Source organism: Halobacteriovorax sp. JY17 (assembly GCF_002753895.1).
Taxonomy (GTDB): Bacteria; Bdellovibrionota; Bacteriovoracia; order Bacteriovoracales; family Bacteriovoracaceae; genus Halobacteriovorax.
In genome coordinates this window covers 1,069,576-1,089,083 of sequence record NZ_NJER01000001.1, presented here as the reverse complement: position 1 = coordinate 1,089,083, position 19,508 = coordinate 1,069,576, and the positions used below count along the sequence as shown (strand labels likewise).

The window sequence follows — 19,508 nt, the reverse complement described above, 5'->3', positions numbered from 1 at the left end:
CCACTTACATAATTCAATTGACTTCTTTTCCCTAATTATTCACATTATTCTCAATATTTAGTCACTTAATGTCGATACCTTACTATAGTAATTTAAATTGGGAGCACCCCGTTGGGAATCATTGAGATCCTCTATCACCAGATAGGAATAAAAGACCTTATGGACATGGCCATAGTGGCCATTATTCTCTATCAGATTTTAAGAATTGTTCAAGGGACGAGGGCCCTGCAAGTTATGTTGGGACTAGTATTAGTTCTAGGACTCTATGGTGTTTCGCTTTATTATAAGCTCTATTCTTTAAACTGGATTCTTACTCATTTCTTTGACTACTTTGTTATTATTTTTATCATTCTCTTTCAGGATCAATTGCGTTCGGCCCTTGCCAATGTTGGAACAGGTCGAAAAGTCTTAGGAATATTTAATAGTAAATCAGAGTACCTTGAAATTGAAGAAGTCGTCGAAGCGGCGGGAGTTCTTAGTCGTGAAAAAATTGGTGCATTGATTGTTTTTGAAAGACGTCATGGACTAGAAAATATTGTTGGAACTGGAACAAGGCTAGGAGCGGAGATACATTCCGATCTTCTCTATTCCGTTTTTCAATCTTCTTCTCCTCTGCACGACGGAGCAGTACTCATTCAAGATGGAAAGTTAGCAGCTGCCGGTTGTTTCTTACCTCTTTCAAATAATATTGAAATTGATAGACACCTAGGGACAAGACATAGAGCAGCTCTTGGGATTTCTGAAATATCTGATGCCATCGTTGTCACTGTGAGTGAAGAGACTGGTAAAATCAATATTTGTCTGGATGGGACTTTCTACGCCTGTGGAAATGAGAATCAACTTAGACAATACTTAAAGCACGTTTGGTCTAATGAGAAATTAGATGAGAAACTTAAACCAATAAAGTTGAAGGACTAGAATGAAAGGTTGGCAGAAGGTTCTAAAGAAGAATCACGAATATTCAAGACACCTTTTAAAGTTTGTAAGTGTTCTCTTCGCAGTTTTTATTTGGTTCTACGTTTTAAACTCAGAGCCACAAGAAGTGACACATAATATGACTCTACACTTAGTTCCACCAAAGGGACTTAGTGTTTCAAACCTCACTCCTGAAAAATTAAATGTAAAAATAAAAGGTTCTAGGGCCTTTATTAGAACTATGGTTGAAAGAGAAGAGAATGTATTTTTAAAACTTCAGAACTATCCATATAAGAAGAAGGGTGGCTTTAATATCTTTCTTTCACCAGAAGACATCTCCGTTCCCTTTGGTGTTCAAGTAATGGAAGTGAGTCCAGATAAGTTCAAAGTAGAATTACAAAAAGAAATAAGAAAGAACGTTCCTGTTAAAATAAATCTCGTTGGAGCTTTAGCAGGAGATTTAAAATTGATGGAAACAAATGTGGAGCCATCAGAAGTTTTAATCACTGGTCCAATCGAAGTGATGAGGAAAATTTCCAGAGTTCAAACAGCTCCTATTGATATCGCTACACTTGAGGGGAGTGGTGAAATGAAGATTGCTCTGGTTGATGTTGATCCTAGAATCTCCATCAAGAGAGTTACTCCGGTAGATTTTTCATTCGTTGTAAAGCCTAGGAAAGCAAACTTAACCCTTAAAAGGGTACAGGTAAGATTTCTTTCAAGCTCAAATCGCATAAAGTCTAAGACGCGCTTCGTCTCTTTAGACGTTTTAGCGCCAGAAGGAGTGCGTCTCACAGCATCAAGCGTTCAGGTGATCGCAGATGTTCCAGACGAGAAAGGGGTGCATAGTGTTAAGTTGCGTGCAAAGCTTCCAGAAGGTATTCATCTTTTGCAAATTAATCCCCAATCTATTAATGTAAGCAATCGTTAATTGATCGATTGAAGGCCAAAGTTTTTGTGGCCATATGTAAGAGGAAAACTATGTCGGAAAGAAAACTCTTTGGTACTGATGGTATTCGCGGAAAGGCAAATATTTATCCCATGACACCAGAAATTGCGACAGCACTTGGAAGAGCGGTCACCCACTATTTTCAAGGACACACTAAGAGAAAGAAACCACTCATCATTGTAGGGAAAGATACGCGTTTAAGCTGCTATATGTTTGAGCAAGCTTTTGCCGCGGGAGTTTGTTCTCAGGGGGGAGAAGTTATTCTGACAGGTCCTCTTCCAACTCCAGGGGTCGCATTTGTGACTGAATCAATGAGGGCAGATGCTGGGATTATGATTAGTGCTTCCCACAATACTTATTCAGATAATGGAATTAAGATCTTTGATTCCGTTGGTAATAAACTTCCTGATGAGGTTGAGCTTGAGCTTGAAGAACTCGTTTTAAATCTTCAGCTCATGCCGGTTAAAATTGGTGGAGAACTCGGGAATGCTAAGAGGCTAAATGAGGTCTTTGGTAGATATCTCGTAAATGTTAAATCTACTTTGGATAATAGCTGTAAGCTAGACAATATGAGAGTTGTTCTCGATTGTGCAAATGGAGCCGGATATAAAGTAGCTCCTATGATGTTCGATGAATTAGGTGCGGAAGTGATCACTCTTGGAGTAAATCCTAATGGGCAGAATATTAATTCTAATTGCGGATCTCTTCACCCAGAACTTGCCTGTGAACATGTGAAGAAGTACCGAGCAGATATTGGAATATGCCTCGACGGAGATGCGGATAGACTGACTGTTATTGATCATGAAGGGGAAGTGGTAGATGGAGACTCTCTTATTGGACTCTTTGCTAAATTCTTATTAGATACTGGAAAACTTAAGAAAGGCGATACTGTCGTTGGTACAGTTATGTCAAACCTTGGTCTTGAAAACTATATTAAGTCGCTTGGGCTTAAGTTTCATAGAACAAAAGTAGGAGATAGATATATCGTTGAGTATATGCGCGATCATAAGTGTATACTCGGAGGCGAGCCTTCTGGACATGTGATCTTTGGAGAGTACGCGACAACTGGTGATGGATGTCTTGCAGCACTCAAGGCCATCGAGGCCATGAAATTCTATGATAATCCAATCAGAGAAATTATTAAGGAAGTAAAACTCTACCCACAGCTTTTAAAAAATACTGTCGTGAAAGAGAAAGTTCCTTTTAAAGATGTCGTTGTCTTTCAAAAGGCCTTAAAAGCCGCGGAGAAAACACTCGGAGACAGAGGAAGAATTCTTGTTCGCTATTCTGGAACTGAGCCTCTTGCAAGGGTGATGGTCGAGGGAGAGAAGTTAGATGAAGTCCACGAGATTTGTAATAATTTAGTAAAAATATTATCTAAAGAACTTGGAAGCTAGGAAATTATCATGAAAGCAAGATTAGGCGTGAATATTGATCACGTTGCGACCTTAAGACAGGCCCGCGGAGAAAATTATCCAAGTATTGTAGATGCTGCTAGCACTGTTCTTAGAGACGGCGCAGATCAGATTACTATTCATCTAAGAGAAGATAGAAGACATATTCAAGATACTGATGTGGAAGCTGTTCACCTAGTGACTAAGAAATTTGGAAAACCATTAAATCTTGAAATGGGTTGTAATGATGAGATTGTAGAGATTGCAGTTGCTACTGCTCCAAATTGGGTTTGTCTTGTTCCTGAAAAAAGGGAAGAGAAAACAACTGAGGGAGGACTAGACCTTAAAACTAAGGCCAATTACGACAAAGTGATGTCTACCTGTAAATATTTAAAGTCAAAAGTAGAAGGAATTAAAATTTCTCTGTTCTTAGAGGGAGATATTGAAACTTTAACTCTTGCATCAGAGATGCCAATCGATGCTGTAGAAGTTCATACAGGGGATTACGCAAGAGCATTTTTAAATGATGAAAACTATGATGAATTTATTAGTCAATATAAGAACGCAAAAGTATTTCTAACTTCAAAGAAAATAGGTTGCCATGCAGGACATGGACTAACTGCACAGAGCTTGATGCCTTTATTAGAAAATAATTTATTTGAAGAATATAATATTGGTCACTGGATTATTTGTCAGGCGCTATTTGATGGACTGTCAAAAGTTGTAAAGGATATGCTAACTAGCATGAGTGATTACCCATATACTCTAAAGGATTAGAAGATGAGAGTTGTAGATATTAATGAAATGAAAGAGATTGAAAAAATTGCTATTGAAGAATATGGCTTTACTGAATCTCTAATTATAGAAAACGTTGGAACTCGAGGAGCAGACTTTATCGAAGAGTCTATTCTAAATGAGCTTGATTATGTAGGTGAGATCGTTCTGCTTGTTGGACGTGGAAATAATGCAGCTGATGGTCTGGCGATCTCTAGAAATCTCGTCAATAGAGGATACAGAGTAAGAGCATTCATTCTCTTCCCTGATGATGAACAATCAAGTGAAGAGCAACAAAGACAAGTACATCTCGCAAAATCTTACGGGGTAAGAATAAACGAAGTAAAGAATATCAATCAAGTTCAAAGTTACTTCGAGGAAACACAAGATAGCTATATCGTTATTGATGCTGTTCTTGGAACTGGTTTCAAACTACCTCTTTCTCAATATTTATTTGAGCTCTTTAATTGTGTAAATAATTCTAAGAGTATTACTGTTGCTATTGATATTCCTTCGGGAATTACTGCCAATATTGGAGCCAAGAGTTCTGTTGCAATTAGAGCGGACTTCACTCTAGCAATAGGACTTCCAAAAACTGGACATTATATAGATGAAGGAGCAAGACATTCTGGTCAAGTTCTCACTCTAGATGTTGGCTTCCCTCAGGCCCTTCTCTCTGGTGGAGATAAGGCACTTTTAACTCCTGAAATTATCGGCGGATCTTTTGGTCCGAGAAATAAATTCGCGCATAAGAATTCATTCGGTCACACTCTTGTTGTCGGTGGTTCACCAGGGCTAACTGGTGCTTGTATTATGGCCTCTGCTAGTGCGTTGAAGGTTGGTTCAGGGCTTGTGACTGCTGCAACTTGGAAAGATAGTTACTACGAACTTACTGGGCGCTCTCTACCTGAGGTAATGACTGGATTAATTCCATCAAATGCTAAAGATAAGGAAAGTATTATCAGTGAGCTTGATCGCTACGATGCTGTTGTTATTGGACCTGGGCTCGGCGTAAATGAAGTGACTAGGGGAATTGTTATTGAACTTTTAAGTCAATTTGCTGGCCCTGTTGTTGTGGACGCGGACGCTATAAAAGTTTTAGATTTAACAAGAGATGCGGAACTCTTACATACGAGAAAGTACCCAACAATTTTCACTCCTCACATGGGAGAGTTTGCGAAATTCACTGGAACAAGTGTTGATGAAGTTTTGCAAAGACCAATTGATTATTTAAAAGAAGTTGTAGATAGAACAAATTCTTGCTTCATTATGAAAGGGCCTTGTTCATTCTTAGGATTTCCTAATGGAAATGTCTTTATCAATTATTATCCAAATGATGGGATGGCCACAGGTGGGTCGGGTGATGTTCTCGCTGGAATCCTAGGAGGCCTTCTCGCTCAAAATCCACTAGATAGAACCAAGAGTGGAATGTTCATGGATAAGAGCAGACTCTATCAAGCTATTTGTTTAGGGATTGGTGCCCATACTATTGCTGGAAAAATTGCGGCGGACAAGTACGGAGTGAGAGCGATGACGGCAACGTCAATTATCGAGCATCTCTCTGATGCCTTTCAAGAATTAAACGAAGAAGATATTTACTAATAGGTCTTGTGTGGAATTAATTAGAGAGTGGAATGATATTTTTGAAGATGACTTAGAAGAATTTTCTGATGAGCTAAAGAAAATCATTCCAACTTCTAGTGCTATTATTCTTACGGGGCCAGTTGGAGCCGGAAAGACGACGTTTACAAAAACTTTTATAGAAAGTGATGATGAGAGCGAAGTCTGTTCACCAACCTACTCAGTAATAAATGAAAATGGAAATTGTGCTCATGCAGACTTCTATAGATTAAAGAGTAGTGAAGAAGTTGTTCACTTGGAGTTATCTCTCTACTTAGATGATAAAGATTACTTTCTAGTAGAGTGGGGAAAGCCTTTTTTAAAAGAGATCTCTAGAAATCTAGAAGAAGATTGGGAAATATTTGAACTAGTTTTTGAAATTAATTCAGAAAAATTTCAGAAAAAGGGAAGTTCTCCTAGAAAAATTCAACTTTTTAAGCACTTTTAGCTTTAAAACTATCAAATACTTACGTCTAAAAGTGGAAATTATTTCCGAGTAAAAATCTCGGATTTAGTCCAATAAAGTCTGTCTTTTCAGCTTAAGATTAAAGTAAGTTCTTGATGAAAAAAGTCTAACTCTCTAGATTTATTAGGCATTTCGAAAAAGAAAACTCAAGTATTTCTTAATTTATAAAATAAAGAAAAAAAGCCTAGTTTTTAGACACAAATGAAGTTGACTTTGGACACCTGAACTTGTCATACTATCTATCGAAGGTTGGTTTTAAATAATCAATTTTTTGGGTAGCACTGGAAGCGAACCCAATAAGAGAGCACACACAAGTTAAAGACACAGAACTTGTATTATGCAACTACACCGAGCTATTAAGCTTTTAATTGGATTTATGGAGGAAGACCAATGAGACTCACTTCTAAAGGACGTTACGCAGTAAGAGCAATGCTTGACCTAACTACCCACTCAAACGGGAACCCTGTTAGACTTCAAGAAATTTCTCAAAGACAAAACATTTCACTTCACTACTTAGAGCAACTTTTCAGAAAGCTTAGAAATGGGCAAGCTGTTAAGTCTGTAAGAGGACCGGGTGGTGGTTATGTACTTGCTAGAAGCATGGACCAAATCACTGTTAAGGATATTCTTGAGTGTGTGGGTGAGAACATCAACCCAGCTAAGGACATTCTAGGGACTGAAGCAGAAACAGCTTCTACAGTAGAATTTCACCTGTCTAAGAACTATTTTCAAAATCTAGGCGTGATCATGAGAGAGTACTTGTCAACGACATCTCTTGGTGATTTAATGCGCAAATCTAATGAGATTGAAATAGAAGCAAAGACGGAAGAAGCTAATTCTCAAACTGAAGTTGTTAACACAAACACGCTTGAGAACACAATTGGAATGACTTCCGCAATTAGGAATCCAATTGGCGAGATTAATCAATAACAGATATTATTTCGATTATAATGCGACATCCCCGTTAGCGGAATCAGTGATTAACTGGTTCCCTAACGGGGATTTGCTTTTTGCAAACCCTTCTTCGATCCATTCATCAGGAAAGAAATCAAAACGATATATTAACGATACTAAGAGGTTTTTAAATGAAACTTTTAAAATGCCGTCTGGATATAAAGTCTTCTTTCACTCGGGAGCTACTGAGGGAATAAATTCTCTCATTAAAGGTTTTGCTCAAAAGACATTTGCTGATGGCGAGAGAATTCACTTTGTTCACTCCTGTGTCGATCATAGCTGTGTTTATAATTTAAGAGCTGAGCTTGAACTCTATGGCCATGAAGTTTCTACTTTTGGAGTAGATGAAAATGGTGATTACGATATTGAAGAAGTAATTACTCTTTTAAAGAAATCTAAAAAACCAACCTTACTAAACTTTACTTGGGTTAATAATGAGAGTGGTGTAGTTTGGAATTTAGATGACCTCACTAGAATTAAAGAAGAAACAAATTGTTTCATTCATGTGGATAGTGTTCAATCAATCGGAAAAATTGAAGAGTGGAATAAATTAAATTTTGCAGCCGATGCTTATACATTTTCAGGACATAAGTTTGGCGCTATGAAGGGAGTAGGTTTTTCTTTTATAAGAGAAGATTTTCCTTTTTGTTCCATGATGAGAGGTGGAGGGCAACAAGAGGGGATGCGCTCAGGTACAGAAAATACAAATGGTATCTATTCTCTAAAACTTGCTCTTGAAGAAATTATTTCACATCAAGATTATGAAAGACTTTTCACTGCTAAGAAAAGTATCGAAGACTCTATCTCCAATGTTCTCTCTAGCGAGGCGAGAATCGTTTCAACTAAAGCTAAGAAGAGAAATGGAAATACTATTTACTTGATTCTTCCAGGAAGAAAAGCAGATGTTCTCATTACAGCATTTGATCTTGCTAAAATGGATGTGAGTTCTGGCTCGGCCTGCTCGTCAGGAGCCATTCTACCTAGTAGAGTGTTGCTCTCAATGGGAATTACTGAAGAAGATGCTAAATCAGCCCTTCGTTTTTCTTTTTCTTACTCATTAACTTTAGAAGAAGCTGCTGAGTATAGTGAGAAGATAACTTCTATTTTAAAAAGATTTTCATAGTTCTCAGAACTGCCTCTATTATTGCTTTTTCACTATTGACATTTTTTAAAGCCTTTGCTGTAGGGCTCTTTAGCTAAAAAAAAATAAAAAAACCTTTAAATAAAGGTTGTAAAGGTATTGCCAAGTTAAAATAAATCCGTCACCATTATATTTATCAACCCAATGTATGGAGGCATTCATGAACAAAAAAGAATTATTAGAAGCAATCCTTAAGAACAAAGAATTAGGAACAATGACTAAGAAAGACGCTGAGCTTTTCCTTAACGCAACTATTGATACTATCAAGAAGACTGTTAAGAAAGGTGAAGACGTTTCTCTAATCGGTTTTGGTTCTTTCTCTAAAGTAAGAAGAGCTGCTAGAGCAGGTGTTAACCCAGCGACTGGTGAGAAGATTAAAATTAAAGCAAAAAATCTTCCAAAGTTTAAGCCAGGTAAAGCTTGGAAAGATATGTTCTAATTTTGGTTTTACCAAAAATCTAGAATATGAGGGCCAATTTATTGGCCCTTTTTTGTACCTTCTTTATTCTTTCTCTACAGTTAAACCCACTTAGGCATGACGCGATGGCTAATCTTATCATTTAATTTATTGACTAGACGGTCTATTCTTTATAAAAATCACTTACACATTTCACACTATACAAAGGGACTTTAAAATGAAGATTTTAGTCATGGTCACAATGCTCGCTCTTTCTAGCTTTAGTATTTCTGCAAAGAGTTCAAACCCTAGAAGAAAACTTACCATCACTATGGCAAATTACATTCTACAACAAAGAGTAGGACAAGCGATTCATAGAGATGTGATTGATAGTTATCCGTTCTTTAATTATATCTATGGTTGTACTGTTGGAGATATCGATGCCTATCCATGTCCTCACAAGAAGGCCTATAAGAGACTTGAAAACCTTCTCGTTATTCATCCAGATCTCCACTCAGCATCTAATGAGTATCTCTCATGGATTATGGTTCAGGGGATGACTAGAATGATTATGGAAAAGCGTTATCAGTTAGAGAAGTTTCCAAAAGTTAGAGTTGTTGAAGTTGAGCAGATGATTATGCTTTCAGCTCAGAGATTTTGGAATGAGCTTAATCCTCCAATGAGTAGAGATTTAGACTTATACAGAACTTCAAATACTAATATTGGTTATAGCCTAGATCTTTCAGTTCTTGCGTTTACGAGGGCTTTTAATCAAAACCCTGCAATTAATTTCTATAATAAAGTTGCACTGAGAGCGACAAGATTTGAAGATGTCTTTCTTTCGGTAAGTGATATTATCGACAATGATCACTTTTCAGAAAAAGAAAGAGAAGTCGCAAAGCATATCTTAGATGATTTCGAACAAGCTCTCTAGTTTGTTTTATAGGGCGATATAGATTGTATCGCCCTTTATCTGTATAGAGTCTTCCTCTAAGAATGTCTGAAGTATTGAAAGCGTAAGAGTCTTCGCAGGTATTCCTGCAATGTAAGCTTTTGAAATTTTCAGTTTAAGTATCTCATCCTCTGGTAAGTGCTCTATTTCTCCACTCACTTTTAGATTTACAAGAAACAGTACTCTTATTCTGGATAAGAGAAAGAATCTATTTTCATTAATATCAACCTTTACGTATTTAATATCTTGTAAGTTTGCCAGTTCTTTATTTTCTAACTGTAGTTTTGGAACTTCTTTTATCTGAGAAAAGCCGTCCAGGGCAATATGTGACTCCTTTAAACATCCGGAGATAAAGTCTTCAATATTAAACCTTGTTCTGATTCCATTTGAGCAGTCTGCTTTAAGCTTGGCCACTAGAGTGTCTGCACCATTCGAAGAAAAAACATTCTTAGATGCATCAATCGCTATTGTTGCAGGTGTGATGTATGCCTTAAAACTATTAGTGAGAATATTAATTGTGTCGTTTATCAACTGTGCTTGTTGGGCCTTAAGATCTCCATTACTTAAGCAGACTATATCAATATCAGTAGATGGGTCACCTTTAGGGTCACAGCTTCCTTTAAGAGATTTTGCTGAGACGGTTGTATTATTAGTACCTATCTTAAGTGATGGAGTCTCGAAAGACATTTCATCTTTATCAAAGTTGACTTGAGCATCTTTTAGGTGAAGATGGTCTAGAGTGATAAGTGGGTTATCAACAGATAATTCAGTCTTATAAGTTGCAAAGGATAGTTTTGCATTGAACTTCTGATCGTTAATACTAAATGAGCCATTAAGAGGCTCTCCCTGGTTATTAGCAGAAATAATATTTCCGCCAAAGTCTACATTGAAGTCTGTCCAGGAGAGTTTTCCAAGAGTAGTTCCACCATCTTTATTAGTTGCTATGTTGAGGTTAGAAATTTTAACTATCTCTCTTTTGGCATATGTTTGCCCAACGAGAGAAAGTAGTAAGCATATCTTTATAAAGTTCTTAGTCATAATTTTTTCTTTAGCTAATTTAACCAAAGTAATTACACTAATAGAACAATCCTTTTCTGTCATCTGAGTCAATTTACTCGTGAGCAATAAAGTACTGGGAGGTGAAGAAGGAAATTGGGTAATTTATGACTTCTCTTAGGTAATAAGCGAGATCATCATGCCATGAGGTATCAAACTCTTGGATTGTAATAATCAGAGCTTCAATCCAGTAGTAATATAGGTAAGGATGAATTTTTAGGCCATCAATATTATGGACTTTTGAGAGTCGTGATACCTGGGTTCTTGCGAACTCATCTTTATGCAGATAGCTAAATAAGATATTTAGCCCATTCATTAGGGCCTTCTCTTGATACTTAAAGTCAGTGTTTTTAAAGTAATCTTGAATTTCTGGGTTTAATAAAAATAGATTCTGATAGAACCTTTTTGCGAAGGTTATATTGTTTCTGGCTCGAAGGAAGCTTTCTTCAGCAAGCATTACTTTCTGATCCCATGTTTTCTTTCTTTCTCTCACAGTAACTCATCTCTTTGTTATATAAATATTATTACCATTTAGTAGTAAACCCATTCTACGCTCATTTTATCACTTAATTATACCTAAGATTGGCCTAAGCTTCTTGCCCGATTTGGCCCTTTGTAAACGATATTTAGTTTTAATTGTCTGCTATACAGTGGGCCGCAAAAGATTTAGACAGTACTGCTGGTCTAAGTTGTTGATAATCTGTGCTTTTTCTGGAGCGAGTCTTGCTTTATATAGACTGGGCGAGGTGCTAATGAAGAATATATCAATTATGACGTTATTTTTTCTCTGTGGAATTAGCTTAGATGCTAAGCAGACGCAAAGTATTCACGTTAAAACGACTTATAAGAGGTCTAAGACTATTTGGGGTGTGTATACACTCAATAAGCAGGAATGGTTTCAAGGTAAGAAGAAGCATTCTACAGGTCCTAAGAGTGATCACGTATTTATGAGAAAGAAAGGGCGACTTGTTTTTATTTCACCTAAATTTAAATCGGGTGTGGTTAGTTACGATGTTAGTGAAGTTCCATATAAATTAAAGAAGAAGAATAATTATAGTGTTGAAAGTAGCAACTTAGAAAAAGTTGAATACGAAGATATTCCTTTTCGAAACGAGAAAGAACTTAGAACAACGGCCTTCAGCTGTAAGAGCAAGTGGAAGACCATTGAATGTACTCAGACGTTAACGGAAGATGATAGAGTAGATTCGATGATTAGCAATATCTCTACTAACTAACTAACTAACTAACTCTTGAGTAATTTATCATTAAAGTTCTTATCATCTAAATTCGAAACTTTTCTCATCTCTAAATCCATGTAGGTTTGCAATTCATAAGAATTATCTCTTGAACTAAAGATCAATTTTATTGCGGCAATTAATTTCTTTAAAGAATTCATACTCACTCCTAAGTTTACATTTGGAGTATAAGGACTTTTAAAAAAATGTATTGTTACGTTTTGATGAATATTTTTAGGATTTAATTAAGAGAATCTCTAAGGGCATCGAGTAGCATCTTCTTTGGATCTGTTGACGTGATCACTTGTGGCGTTGAATTCTTCTTTGCTTTCTTCTTTAGAACCTTTTCTCTAGGTGCGCTCTCTTCTTTCTTAGTTACAACTTTAAAGTCCTGAGTAGCGAGTGCATTAATTACGAGAATTAGGATAGCGAGTATTTGAATTTTTATAAAGTCTTTAAGCATAGAATATAATTATCACACAATGACGCGGTGCGCGTTAATCTTGAAAATATTTCCGACTAGTATAGGCCGGTTTCTTTTTGGCCGGTTTCCAAATGAACCCCATCGGGCCATTTTCCATTCTGACACCATCTAAGTTATTAAAAATATGATTTTAAAAGTTGGCACACGCCTTGCTTATATAAATGTAACCGGTTGGTACCGATGGCCTTGATCAGCAAACTAGTAATTGCTTAAATCCTACCTTAGCCAACCTCTTTATAATGATCCGAATGGGTCTTATCACAAACTACAAAAATCCTATCTTACAATTACAAATTTTATTCTGATCAAGGCCCTCCTTTTTATTTAAGGGCCTGTTCGATGAACGAGAAACCTTCTTCTCTTGCGAGATCAATTGGCATCTTCTTCTTATTGTTTTGAATTTCTTTGATAGCTCCTGCTCGTAATAGATCTTCAACAACCTCTTTAAAGCCCTGAGCTGCCGCGTAGTGAAGTGCTGTATTTCCTTGGTCATCTTGATCGTTAATTCGCGCTTGATGGGACAGAAGGACTCTGACGATTCCTCTGTGGCCATTTCTGGCTGCGTTCATGAGGTGTGAGAGATTCTTCTTATTCCACTTAAGATTTGCATTGGCCCCATTTTTTAGAAGTATGGCCGCAAGCTCTGGATCTCCCGAAGAGAGAGCAATAGTAAGAGAGTCTGCACCAAGCTTATTTTGAGTGTTCACATCGGCCTTCTTTTCAAGAAGAAATTTTACCACCGCTATATTCTCGCTGGCAGCGGCCTCCATTAGAGGGGTGATCTGATCTTTATCGGGCTTATTTACATCAGCGCCGAGCTCGTCAACTAAGTACTTCACAAAGGGAAGTTGCGCTCCAAAAGAGGCCCTTGTGAGGAGAGTTCTTCCATCTTCTTTCGAAAAGTCGTTAATAGTTTCTTTTATATCCTTCTTCTTTGAGAGAATTTCTTTAAAGTGTTTAAAGTCACCTTTTTGAATGAGGCTATCAATCTGATAGACAAAGGGAAGACTCTCAAAACTCTTTAACTCATTCTGAGAGAGGGCCACTTCCACTAATTGATCAATTTGATCTTTCTCAGCATGATGCTCTTTATCTTGGTGATCGTGAGAATGATTGTGGGAGTCGGTGTTAAAGAAAACAGTTCGAACAGTGACAACTACTAGAAAAATAGTTGTCACTATAAAAAATAATTTAAAATATTTTAATTTCATTCATAAATTCTATCTCATAACCTCATAGGCAGGAAAGAAGAATTCTTTTTCGTAGTGAACTTTCTGAGCCCCACCATTTGTTTCTACTAATTTTTCTACAATTTCATCTTGAGAGGCCTTAGCATTTCCCTTCCAGCCTCTGAGCTGGTGAAAAACTCCAAAGTAGTGGGCTCCATTATTTGCACTTACTTTTCCTGCAAGTGTGGAAGTGTGAAAGAGTGTTCCCGTTTTAACCATTAAGGAATCTTTAACTTTAGGTGAGAGAAATCTCGCTCTAATCGTAGACTGAGTCGCTCCAGTCTTATCGATATCGCTTCCTGATACTGCAGTGATCTTTGCGAGAGATTTTCCAACCTCATCTAGTTTCTTGTCCATCTCTTCGACAATTTTTACTATGATAGAGCAAGTTGCAAAATTATCTAATCTCTCACTATTTTTAAACTCAGGAAGTCCTGAGCCAGAGTAGAGTTTAATACTACTTTCAGTCTTACTAAAATTTGTTCTATCAACATCTAGATTTGGAAGCCAGTTTTCAATTTTAGTCTTAATAAATTTATCAAATTCTTTCTCTCCACCAAGTTTATTGAATACTTGATCTGCAATGAAATTATTAGACTTAATATTCATCGCCTTTAAGTACTTCACAATAATTGGAGAGAGATGAATTGTTCTCATCGCATCTGGAGAGTCTTTTAAGGGGTTTTCCTCAACAACTGAGACAGACTTTACCGAGAGGTTTAAGTCTTCTAAGTCTTCTCGGATTTGTAGATTATCAATCACTTCAGTAGGAGTTGATTTAATAAAATCTTTATAAGCAACCTTTAATCTATTCCAATCAGGCGTATGAAAGAAGTCTTTTAAGTTTGTAGCACTTCTACTGGTTGTCATTCTTAAAATATCACCAGTGTAGTCTTCAGCATTTGCGTAGACGATGAGGTTTTTGTCAAAAGTGATTTTATCTAATTCATGAATTCCTAAATTATTTAATTGAGAGAGAAGAAAGAATAATTTTCTCTTTGAATAAATTGGATCTAAGTCTCCAACGATATGAAGGTGCTTATCAACGAGATAGAACTCGCTCTTATATTGATAGTCAGCTCCAAGTTTCTCTAGTGCCCAGTAGCTTGTAATTAGCTTTGAAACAGAGGCAAGCCTCACTTTCATATTTGGATTTGATCCTTTTATCTCGCCATTTTTATCTGTGTAGCAGAAGGAATGGTACTGTGGAGTCATATTGTAATTTGATAGTATGGATTCCCAGTCTGTTTTTAAGTCTGCCATTGCTGGAGAATTTGCCGCAAGAAGGAGTGTACTTGTTGTGATAATTTTCTTTAACATATTATGTCCTAAGTTAGATAAGCTCAGAACTTATGCCTTAAATTTTAAGAAGTGACAATATGCGTTATAAAAAATACTTAGTTACTTTGTATATAAAAACAGTATCTTAAGCGCCTTTTAGGATTGGAATAATCTCCTTAACTCCACCCACAATCATTTCAATAGCAATTGCCAGAAGAATGATACCCATGATTCTGGTCATGACATTTTGTCCGATAGTTCCAAGTCTCTCTCCAATTTTCTTTGAATAAGAGAGAACATAGCGAACGAGAATTCCAATTAAAATCACCGCTGTAATAGCACCAACCCAGTGGTAGACCGTTATAAATGATTTAGCGTGAATGATGGAAGTTGAAATAGCTCCAGGCCCTGAAAGTAGTGGGATAGCGAGAGGTACAATACCAAGTTCACGTAGATCTTGCATCTCTTCAATTTCAGTGTCATTGATTTTTGCATTAGAAGACGTTGCTTGGATCATACTAAAGGCCATAGAAGATAAGAGTATTCCTCCACCAATTGTAAATGAAGCGATACTAATGCCAAAGAATTCTAAAACGTATTGGCCTGCTACAAGGCTGATTATAATAGTGATCACAACTGCGATAGAGCATGAGTGAGAAATTTTTAAAATTTGGGACTCACTATTTCTCTTTGTTAGATCTAAGAATATAGGAATAATTCCAATTGGATTTAGGATCGATATAAGAGTAATTGAAAATTTCAAAGTATCTTCAAATGCCTGGTACATAAGTATTCCTATCTATTGCTATAGAGAAGAGAAGTTTTTTCTCATTTCTTCCATTTAAATAATCTTTCTAACTCTCTTATAAGCGCAACCGAATAGTTTCACAAGTTGAAGAATTTATTTCGGAGGTAGCGTGAAAAAAGGGATCGTTTTACTCAGTTTTCTTTTATTATGTCAGTCAATAAATGCTATGGGGCTTTTTAGGTCGAGACGGCCAGAGCCGGAACCTCCTGCACAAACTCCAATTCCACCAGCACCTCCCGCACAAACGCCGAGGCCAGACCCTGTGCCAAATCCTAATCCTCCTAGAGACTTTTTAGAAGTTGCAGATATTGTAGGAACTAGAGTTGATTCCTATTTTGGAAGTTATGGGGCACTCTCTAAAATGAGAGTAGATACCCATGATAAATTTAGTGACTACTGTGAAGAAGGTCTTGAAGGGTACGATAAGTTTAGCCAAAGGCTTAGCTTCTTTGTTGAATCACAATTAGAGGAAACGAGAACTCAGCTCTCAGCACTAGCTCCTTATTATGGAGTTCCAAGAAATAACGAAGACTTTCTTCTCTCGGGTTTAGCGCAGAGGCCTCTTTGTCATTCAACTAAGAGCTCTCTTACTAGAACTCTTAAGAAGTCGGGGAGAGTTCCTTCTAGTAGCGTAATTGCAAAATTAAATCAATTTGAAGAGAGAGTGAATGGTTTAAGAGAGAGAATGATCGATGGGGAAGACGGCGCACGCATGGAGCTTGTTAAGACGTGGTCTAAATTCTTTTCTTGTTTGGCCTATACAGAGTCTCTATCAACGGCGGACTCAAGTAGTAGTAATAGAGTGGCGGCCAAATATGAAAGTAGTAATTATAGAAAGCCAGCGGGTGTAAAATTCTATGAAGACCCATATCAAGATGAAGCCTCAAAGCTTAATATTGGGCTCTTTCAATTTACTCCAAATGGTGGTGGGAATATTAACCCATGTCTAAAATCGTGGAATGAAAACTTTCCTAGCTGTAGAGTGAAGACAAATTCTTCTAAGAGTGAACTTATAGAAGTTTTTGGATCATCGCTACAAACTATGAACGCTTTCTGTGGAGTTAATAAAGTCGTTCAAACTTTCTCCATTCAGATTAATTCGAGCAAATCTACGGCAGTTCATCCGAGCAATTCAGGTTCTGCAAAAGAAGATAGATGTGTGTCTCCGTGGATTTATTCAGGTTATGCTTATAATCACTTTGGTCCGCTTATGAATTCAACGGGAGAGAACCTAAATAAGCTTATAAGTTGTGTAAACTCTGACTAAGTCTTTATTAACAGACAGTTAGGGGATCAATAGAATTTACATATCATATTGTGCGCTGCGTTCCTTTGTCGTATAAACCTCCATCTTATCCTTTTGGAGGTTTTATGAAAATGAATCATGTAAGAGTTCTCATTCTCGCAACATCAATTGCTACTATTCCCGTACAGGCGAATGTCATCGATAACTTTATAGCGAAGTATATGACAAAGGTTTTTTCTAAGACTCATGGTGAAGGGTTACCTGCAAAGGTGAGCGAGCTTCCTGAGGGAATTGAATATAGAGAGAACTTTATCTCTAGAATGAAGATTGAGAGTTATGAGAAGAATGGTTTAACAATCTTTACAGGAAATAAGAAAGGTCTTGGGCTAGTTAAAAAGTCTAACGAAGACGAGCCGGCCTTTGATCTTATTCTAAGTAAGAAGAATTTTGATACACTTGTTTCTTGGAAGAATGGAAAGAAGTTTATTAATGCTCTTAAAGATTATACGAAAGAGAACGGTTGTATTCCAAAGATTACTTCGACTTCTCATGGGTGGAGAAGTGAGGGAAGAACTGGAGAGGGGCATGGTCTTTCTGGAAAATCTGGATTTAATGGTATCTATGTTGATAATGCCCATGGCCCAGAAGGGGTTGCTAAGACTGGAGCTAGATCTTTTAGAGATGATGTTGATAAGGAAATAAGAAAAGGGACGATTAAGTTCTGTGGAAGTTGTATTGCTCAATTCTATGCGTGTAATGTTTCAACTTACTTTGCGGACTCGTTTGCTAAAATGTCTGGGTGTCAAACAGTCGTTGCTACTGGACAAAATTCACCGTTCTTTCAAACTCGTGATGAAGACGGAAGTTATACAAGCGTAAATCTTGGAGCTCACTACTGGAAATCAGCAGCGGGAGTTTGGTCCGAGAGGCAAACAGACGAGATGGACTTAAATGGAGAGAGAAAAGCCTCTTGGTATAGATCTACTCCCGTTAAAAACTCTCACGGTGAAGTTGTAGATATTGTCAAAGAAAACTTAGGCGAACTCTATATTGCTCTCTAGTTACACGTTGATTTATATTGGTCCTTGTATTTAGCAAGGATCAATTCATAAGTTCCATTCTTTCTTATATTGCTTAGGCCATTATTAAATAAATCTCTCAATTTCTTACTATGAAACCTAAGAACCCTTGGAGTTTTACTGCTGAGATTAAAGACTCGAAATAAGTTAAGATCAATCTTATCCTTTAAAGCTTGGGTGAAGAAAATATTTCTATCAGATATAGCAAAGTCCATTCTTCCTTTTAAAAGAGCTTTTGGCTGTAGGAGTTGATCAATAGACTCATTGTATTCTGCCGTAAGACCGGCCGCTCTCGCAAATTCTTGCCCTAATGACTTCTTTGCAGATTTAAATGCCCAAACTCTCTTTCCAATTATGTCAGATGGCTTTTTAAATTCTTCCTTACTGCTTTTTAAACTAATCACGCAGTCTACGTAATTTAAAATCGTATGAGAGGGGTAAATATTCTTAAAATCTGAATAGTAAGTATTTGATCCATTGGTAATTATCGCATCAACTCTATTTTCTACGAGTAGTTTGATTGCCCTCTTAAAACTTGAGTCTACATGTTTAAATTCTTTTATTCCCTGATTCATAAAAGCATTTTTTATGAGATCTATTTCTATTCCTGTGAACTTCTCCTCGTTGAGATAGGGAGGCATCGATACGGTTGTTCCAATTTTTACCTCTGTAGCTGAGGGGGACTTTTTTCATAGATTAAAGCTTAGAAATTCCTTAATTACATGTTGGCCTATAGAGCTCTTTATATTTCATAAGGACTTTCTTATAGTCTCCATTTTTTCTTATTTCTTTTAGTGCTTTATCGAATTTGTCGCGAAGAGACTTATCCTTAAAACGAAGTGATCTAGGTGTTGTTGAGCCAACAACATTTGTGAAAAGAAAGTCAGAAGGTGAATAACCATCTTTAATCGCCTGTGTCACAAATATATTTCTGTCTGATATGGCGACATCTATTCTCTTCTTTATGAGTGCTTTGGGTTGGTTGAGCTGATCTATGAACTCAGTGTATTGGTTATTTCCCTTAATGACTTCTTTAAATTGATCTCCAAGAGAAGTGCTCGCTCCTGGAAAGGCCCAAATTGCTTTGCCTTTTAAGCTTGAAACTTTCTGACTAGAAAGAGGGGATGTTTTTAAAGTAATTGCGCAATCAATAAAGTTTAGAATATTATGTGATGTGTAAATATTTTCAACTTCCCCATAGAAGGAATCGCGCTTATTGCTCACTATAGCATCGACCTCTTCGTGATTGAGTAGTTGTATGGCCCTTTTGCTACTAGAGAAAATCGTTAGCGTATTATCGTAGCCCGCCTGTTTAAAAGCGGCGCTTAGAAGTTCAAGTTCAATTCCAGTATTTTTAGTCTTGTTAAAATAAGGAGGAATGTGAATTAGCCCTCCTATTCTAATCGATTTTGAAAAGGCGTAAGTTGAGAAAGAGAAGGTCAGGAGAATGAGTAGTACTTTCACAAAATTGCTCGTTGAAGTAAATTAAGGATTCATTATAACAATTATTTATAGTTTGGAAATTTCT

Annotated in this window: 22 protein-coding genes; 13 read left to right on the top strand and 9 right to left on the bottom strand. The window is 36.9% G+C overall.

The window, feature by feature from the left end:
- Positions 1–111: 111 nt before the first annotated feature.
- The 10 genes from cdaA to CES88_RS04845 all read left to right on the top strand — a co-directional run bounded on the left by cdaA (position 112) and on the right by CES88_RS04845 (position 9,544).
- The gene (cdaA, locus tag CES88_RS04890) at positions 112–918 is read left to right on the top strand and encodes a diadenylate cyclase CdaA (protein ID WP_290731766.1); all 807 of its coding nucleotides are present in this window, start codon (positions 112–114) and stop codon (positions 916–918) included.
- A 1-nt stretch (position 919) separates the two neighbouring features.
- Positions 920–1,846, top strand: a complete 927-nt coding sequence (locus CES88_RS04885; RefSeq protein WP_290731762.1) for a YbbR-like domain-containing protein — start codon at positions 920–922, stop codon at positions 1,844–1,846.
- 50 nt (positions 1,847–1,896) lie between these two features.
- Positions 1,897–3,261, top strand: coding sequence for a phosphoglucosamine mutase (gene glmM, locus CES88_RS04880; protein WP_290731759.1), 1,365 nt, complete (start codon positions 1,897–1,899; stop codon positions 3,259–3,261).
- A gap of 9 nt (positions 3,262–3,270) precedes the next feature.
- On the top strand, positions 3,271–4,035 hold the full coding sequence (locus CES88_RS04875; RefSeq protein ID WP_290731756.1) for a pyridoxine 5'-phosphate synthase: 765 nt from the start codon (positions 3,271–3,273) through the stop codon (positions 4,033–4,035).
- Positions 4,036–4,038: 3 nt separating this feature from the next.
- Positions 4,039–5,634 carry an NAD(P)H-hydrate dehydratase gene (locus tag CES88_RS04870; RefSeq protein WP_290731753.1) on the top strand — a complete coding sequence of 532 codons (1,596 nt, stop codon included), beginning with the start codon at positions 4,039–4,041 and terminating at the stop codon, positions 5,632–5,634.
- Between the two features lie 10 nt (positions 5,635–5,644).
- Positions 5,645–6,100, top strand: a complete 456-nt coding sequence (tsaE, locus tag CES88_RS04865; protein WP_290731750.1) for a tRNA (adenosine(37)-N6)-threonylcarbamoyltransferase complex ATPase subunit type 1 TsaE — start codon at positions 5,645–5,647, stop codon at positions 6,098–6,100.
- A gap of 408 nt (positions 6,101–6,508) precedes the next feature.
- Positions 6,509–7,048: an Rrf2 family transcriptional regulator gene (locus tag CES88_RS04860; protein ID WP_290731747.1), complete on the top strand. Its 540-nt coding sequence runs from the start codon at positions 6,509–6,511 to the stop codon at positions 7,046–7,048.
- The gene (locus CES88_RS04855) at positions 7,029–8,195 is read left to right on the top strand and encodes an aminotransferase class V-fold PLP-dependent enzyme (RefSeq protein WP_290731744.1); all 1,167 of its coding nucleotides are present in this window, start codon (positions 7,029–7,031) and stop codon (positions 8,193–8,195) included. The genes CES88_RS04860 and CES88_RS04855 overlap by 20 nt, the downstream gene beginning before the upstream one ends.
- Before the next feature lie 178 nt (positions 8,196–8,373).
- Complete coding sequence (locus CES88_RS04850) at positions 8,374–8,652, top strand: HU family DNA-binding protein (RefSeq protein ID WP_290731741.1); 279 nt, start codon at positions 8,374–8,376, stop codon at positions 8,650–8,652.
- 196 nt (positions 8,653–8,848) lie between these two features.
- Positions 8,849–9,544 (top strand): hypothetical protein, encoded by a 696-nt coding sequence (locus tag CES88_RS04845; protein ID WP_290731737.1) that lies wholly within the window; start codon positions 8,849–8,851, stop codon positions 9,542–9,544.
- A gap of 6 nt (positions 9,545–9,550) precedes the next feature.
- On the opposite strand, the gene CES88_RS04840 is transcribed toward CES88_RS04845, so the two are convergent.
- The gene (locus tag CES88_RS04840; protein WP_290731734.1) at positions 9,551–10,600 is read right to left on the bottom strand and encodes a hypothetical protein; all 1,050 of its coding nucleotides are present in this window, start codon (positions 10,598–10,600) and stop codon (positions 9,551–9,553) included.
- A 73-nt stretch (positions 10,601–10,673) separates the two neighbouring features.
- Positions 10,674–11,111, bottom strand: a complete 438-nt coding sequence (locus CES88_RS04835) for a globin (RefSeq protein WP_290731731.1) — start codon at positions 11,109–11,111, stop codon at positions 10,674–10,676.
- Positions 11,112–11,370: 259 nt separating this feature from the next.
- On the opposite strand from CES88_RS04835, the gene CES88_RS04830 reads away from it, so the two are divergent.
- Positions 11,371–11,853 carry a hypothetical protein gene (locus CES88_RS04830; RefSeq protein ID WP_290731728.1) on the top strand — a complete coding sequence of 161 codons (483 nt, stop codon included), beginning with the start codon at positions 11,371–11,373 and terminating at the stop codon, positions 11,851–11,853.
- 8 nt (positions 11,854–11,861) lie between these two features.
- Here CES88_RS04830 and CES88_RS04825 read toward each other — a convergent pair whose 3' ends face one another.
- From CES88_RS04825 to CES88_RS04805, 5 genes are all read right to left on the bottom strand, one after another.
- Positions 11,862–12,014: a hypothetical protein gene (locus CES88_RS04825; protein ID WP_290731725.1), complete on the bottom strand. Its 153-nt coding sequence runs from the start codon at positions 12,012–12,014 to the stop codon at positions 11,862–11,864.
- 80 nt (positions 12,015–12,094) lie between these two features.
- Positions 12,095–12,316: a hypothetical protein gene (locus tag CES88_RS04820; RefSeq protein ID WP_290731722.1), complete on the bottom strand. Its 222-nt coding sequence runs from the start codon at positions 12,314–12,316 to the stop codon at positions 12,095–12,097.
- A gap of 341 nt (positions 12,317–12,657) precedes the next feature.
- Complete coding sequence (locus CES88_RS04815; RefSeq protein WP_290731718.1) at positions 12,658–13,548, bottom strand: ankyrin repeat domain-containing protein; 891 nt, start codon at positions 13,546–13,548, stop codon at positions 12,658–12,660.
- A gap of 9 nt (positions 13,549–13,557) precedes the next feature.
- Complete coding sequence (locus tag CES88_RS04810; RefSeq protein WP_290731715.1) at positions 13,558–14,886, bottom strand: D-alanyl-D-alanine carboxypeptidase; 1,329 nt, start codon at positions 14,884–14,886, stop codon at positions 13,558–13,560.
- Between the two features lie 106 nt (positions 14,887–14,992).
- Entirely contained in the window at positions 14,993–15,634 is a 642-nt protein-coding gene (locus CES88_RS04805; protein WP_290731712.1) for a MarC family protein, read from the bottom strand.
- Between the two features lie 130 nt (positions 15,635–15,764).
- On the opposite strand from CES88_RS04805, the gene CES88_RS04800 reads away from it, so the two are divergent.
- A complete protein-coding gene (locus CES88_RS04800) occupies positions 15,765–16,922 on the top strand; it encodes a hypothetical protein (protein WP_290731710.1) in 1,158 nt (385 codons plus the stop codon).
- A 104-nt stretch (positions 16,923–17,026) separates the two neighbouring features.
- Positions 17,027–17,962 carry a hypothetical protein gene (locus tag CES88_RS04795; protein WP_290731708.1) on the top strand — a complete coding sequence of 312 codons (936 nt, stop codon included), beginning with the start codon at positions 17,027–17,029 and terminating at the stop codon, positions 17,960–17,962.
- Here CES88_RS04795 and CES88_RS04790 read toward each other — a convergent pair.
- Complete coding sequence (locus tag CES88_RS04790; protein WP_290733273.1) at positions 17,959–18,639, bottom strand: transporter substrate-binding domain-containing protein; 681 nt, start codon at positions 18,637–18,639, stop codon at positions 17,959–17,961. The genes CES88_RS04795 and CES88_RS04790 overlap by 4 nt on opposite strands.
- A gap of 55 nt (positions 18,640–18,694) precedes the next feature.
- A complete protein-coding gene (locus CES88_RS04785) occupies positions 18,695–19,444 on the bottom strand; it encodes a transporter substrate-binding domain-containing protein (protein ID WP_290731705.1) in 750 nt (249 codons plus the stop codon).
- Positions 19,445–19,508 lie beyond the last annotated feature (64 nt).

Bases quoted from the DNA above. Each gene is read 5' to 3' on its own strand.
- CES88_RS04830 (WP_290731728.1), top strand. From the start codon at position 11,371: ATGAAGAATATATCAATTATGACGTTATTTTTTCTCTGTGGAATTAGC.
- CES88_RS04805 (WP_290731712.1), bottom strand. From the start codon at position 15,634: ATGTACCAGGCATTTGAAGATACTTTGAAATTTTCAATTACTCTTATA.
- CES88_RS04860 (WP_290731747.1), top strand. From the start codon at position 6,509: ATGAGACTCACTTCTAAAGGACGTTACGCAGTAAGAGCAATGCTTGAC.
- CES88_RS04885 (WP_290731762.1), top strand. From the start codon at position 920: ATGAAAGGTTGGCAGAAGGTTCTAAAGAAGAATCACGAATATTCAAGA.
- CES88_RS04795 (WP_290731708.1), top strand. From the start codon at position 17,027: ATGAAAATGAATCATGTAAGAGTTCTCATTCTCGCAACATCAATTGCT.
- CES88_RS04850 (WP_290731741.1), top strand. From the start codon at position 8,374: ATGAACAAAAAAGAATTATTAGAAGCAATCCTTAAGAACAAAGAATTA.
- CES88_RS04870 (WP_290731753.1), top strand. From the start codon at position 4,039: ATGAGAGTTGTAGATATTAATGAAATGAAAGAGATTGAAAAAATTGCT.
- CES88_RS04845 (WP_290731737.1), top strand. From the start codon at position 8,849: ATGAAGATTTTAGTCATGGTCACAATGCTCGCTCTTTCTAGCTTTAGT.
- CES88_RS04825 (WP_290731725.1), bottom strand. From the start codon at position 12,014: ATGAATTCTTTAAAGAAATTAATTGCCGCAATAAAATTGATCTTTAGT.
- CES88_RS04840 (WP_290731734.1), bottom strand. From the start codon at position 10,600: ATGACTAAGAACTTTATAAAGATATGCTTACTACTTTCTCTCGTTGGG.
- glmM (WP_290731759.1), top strand. From the start codon at position 1,897: ATGTCGGAAAGAAAACTCTTTGGTACTGATGGTATTCGCGGAAAGGCA.
- CES88_RS04820 (WP_290731722.1), bottom strand. From the start codon at position 12,316: ATGCTTAAAGACTTTATAAAAATTCAAATACTCGCTATCCTAATTCTC.
- CES88_RS04810 (WP_290731715.1), bottom strand. From the start codon at position 14,886: ATGTTAAAGAAAATTATCACAACAAGTACACTCCTTCTTGCGGCAAAT.
- CES88_RS04815 (WP_290731718.1), bottom strand. From the start codon at position 13,548: ATGAAATTAAAATATTTTAAATTATTTTTTATAGTGACAACTATTTTT.
- CES88_RS04875 (WP_290731756.1), top strand. From the start codon at position 3,271: ATGAAAGCAAGATTAGGCGTGAATATTGATCACGTTGCGACCTTAAGA.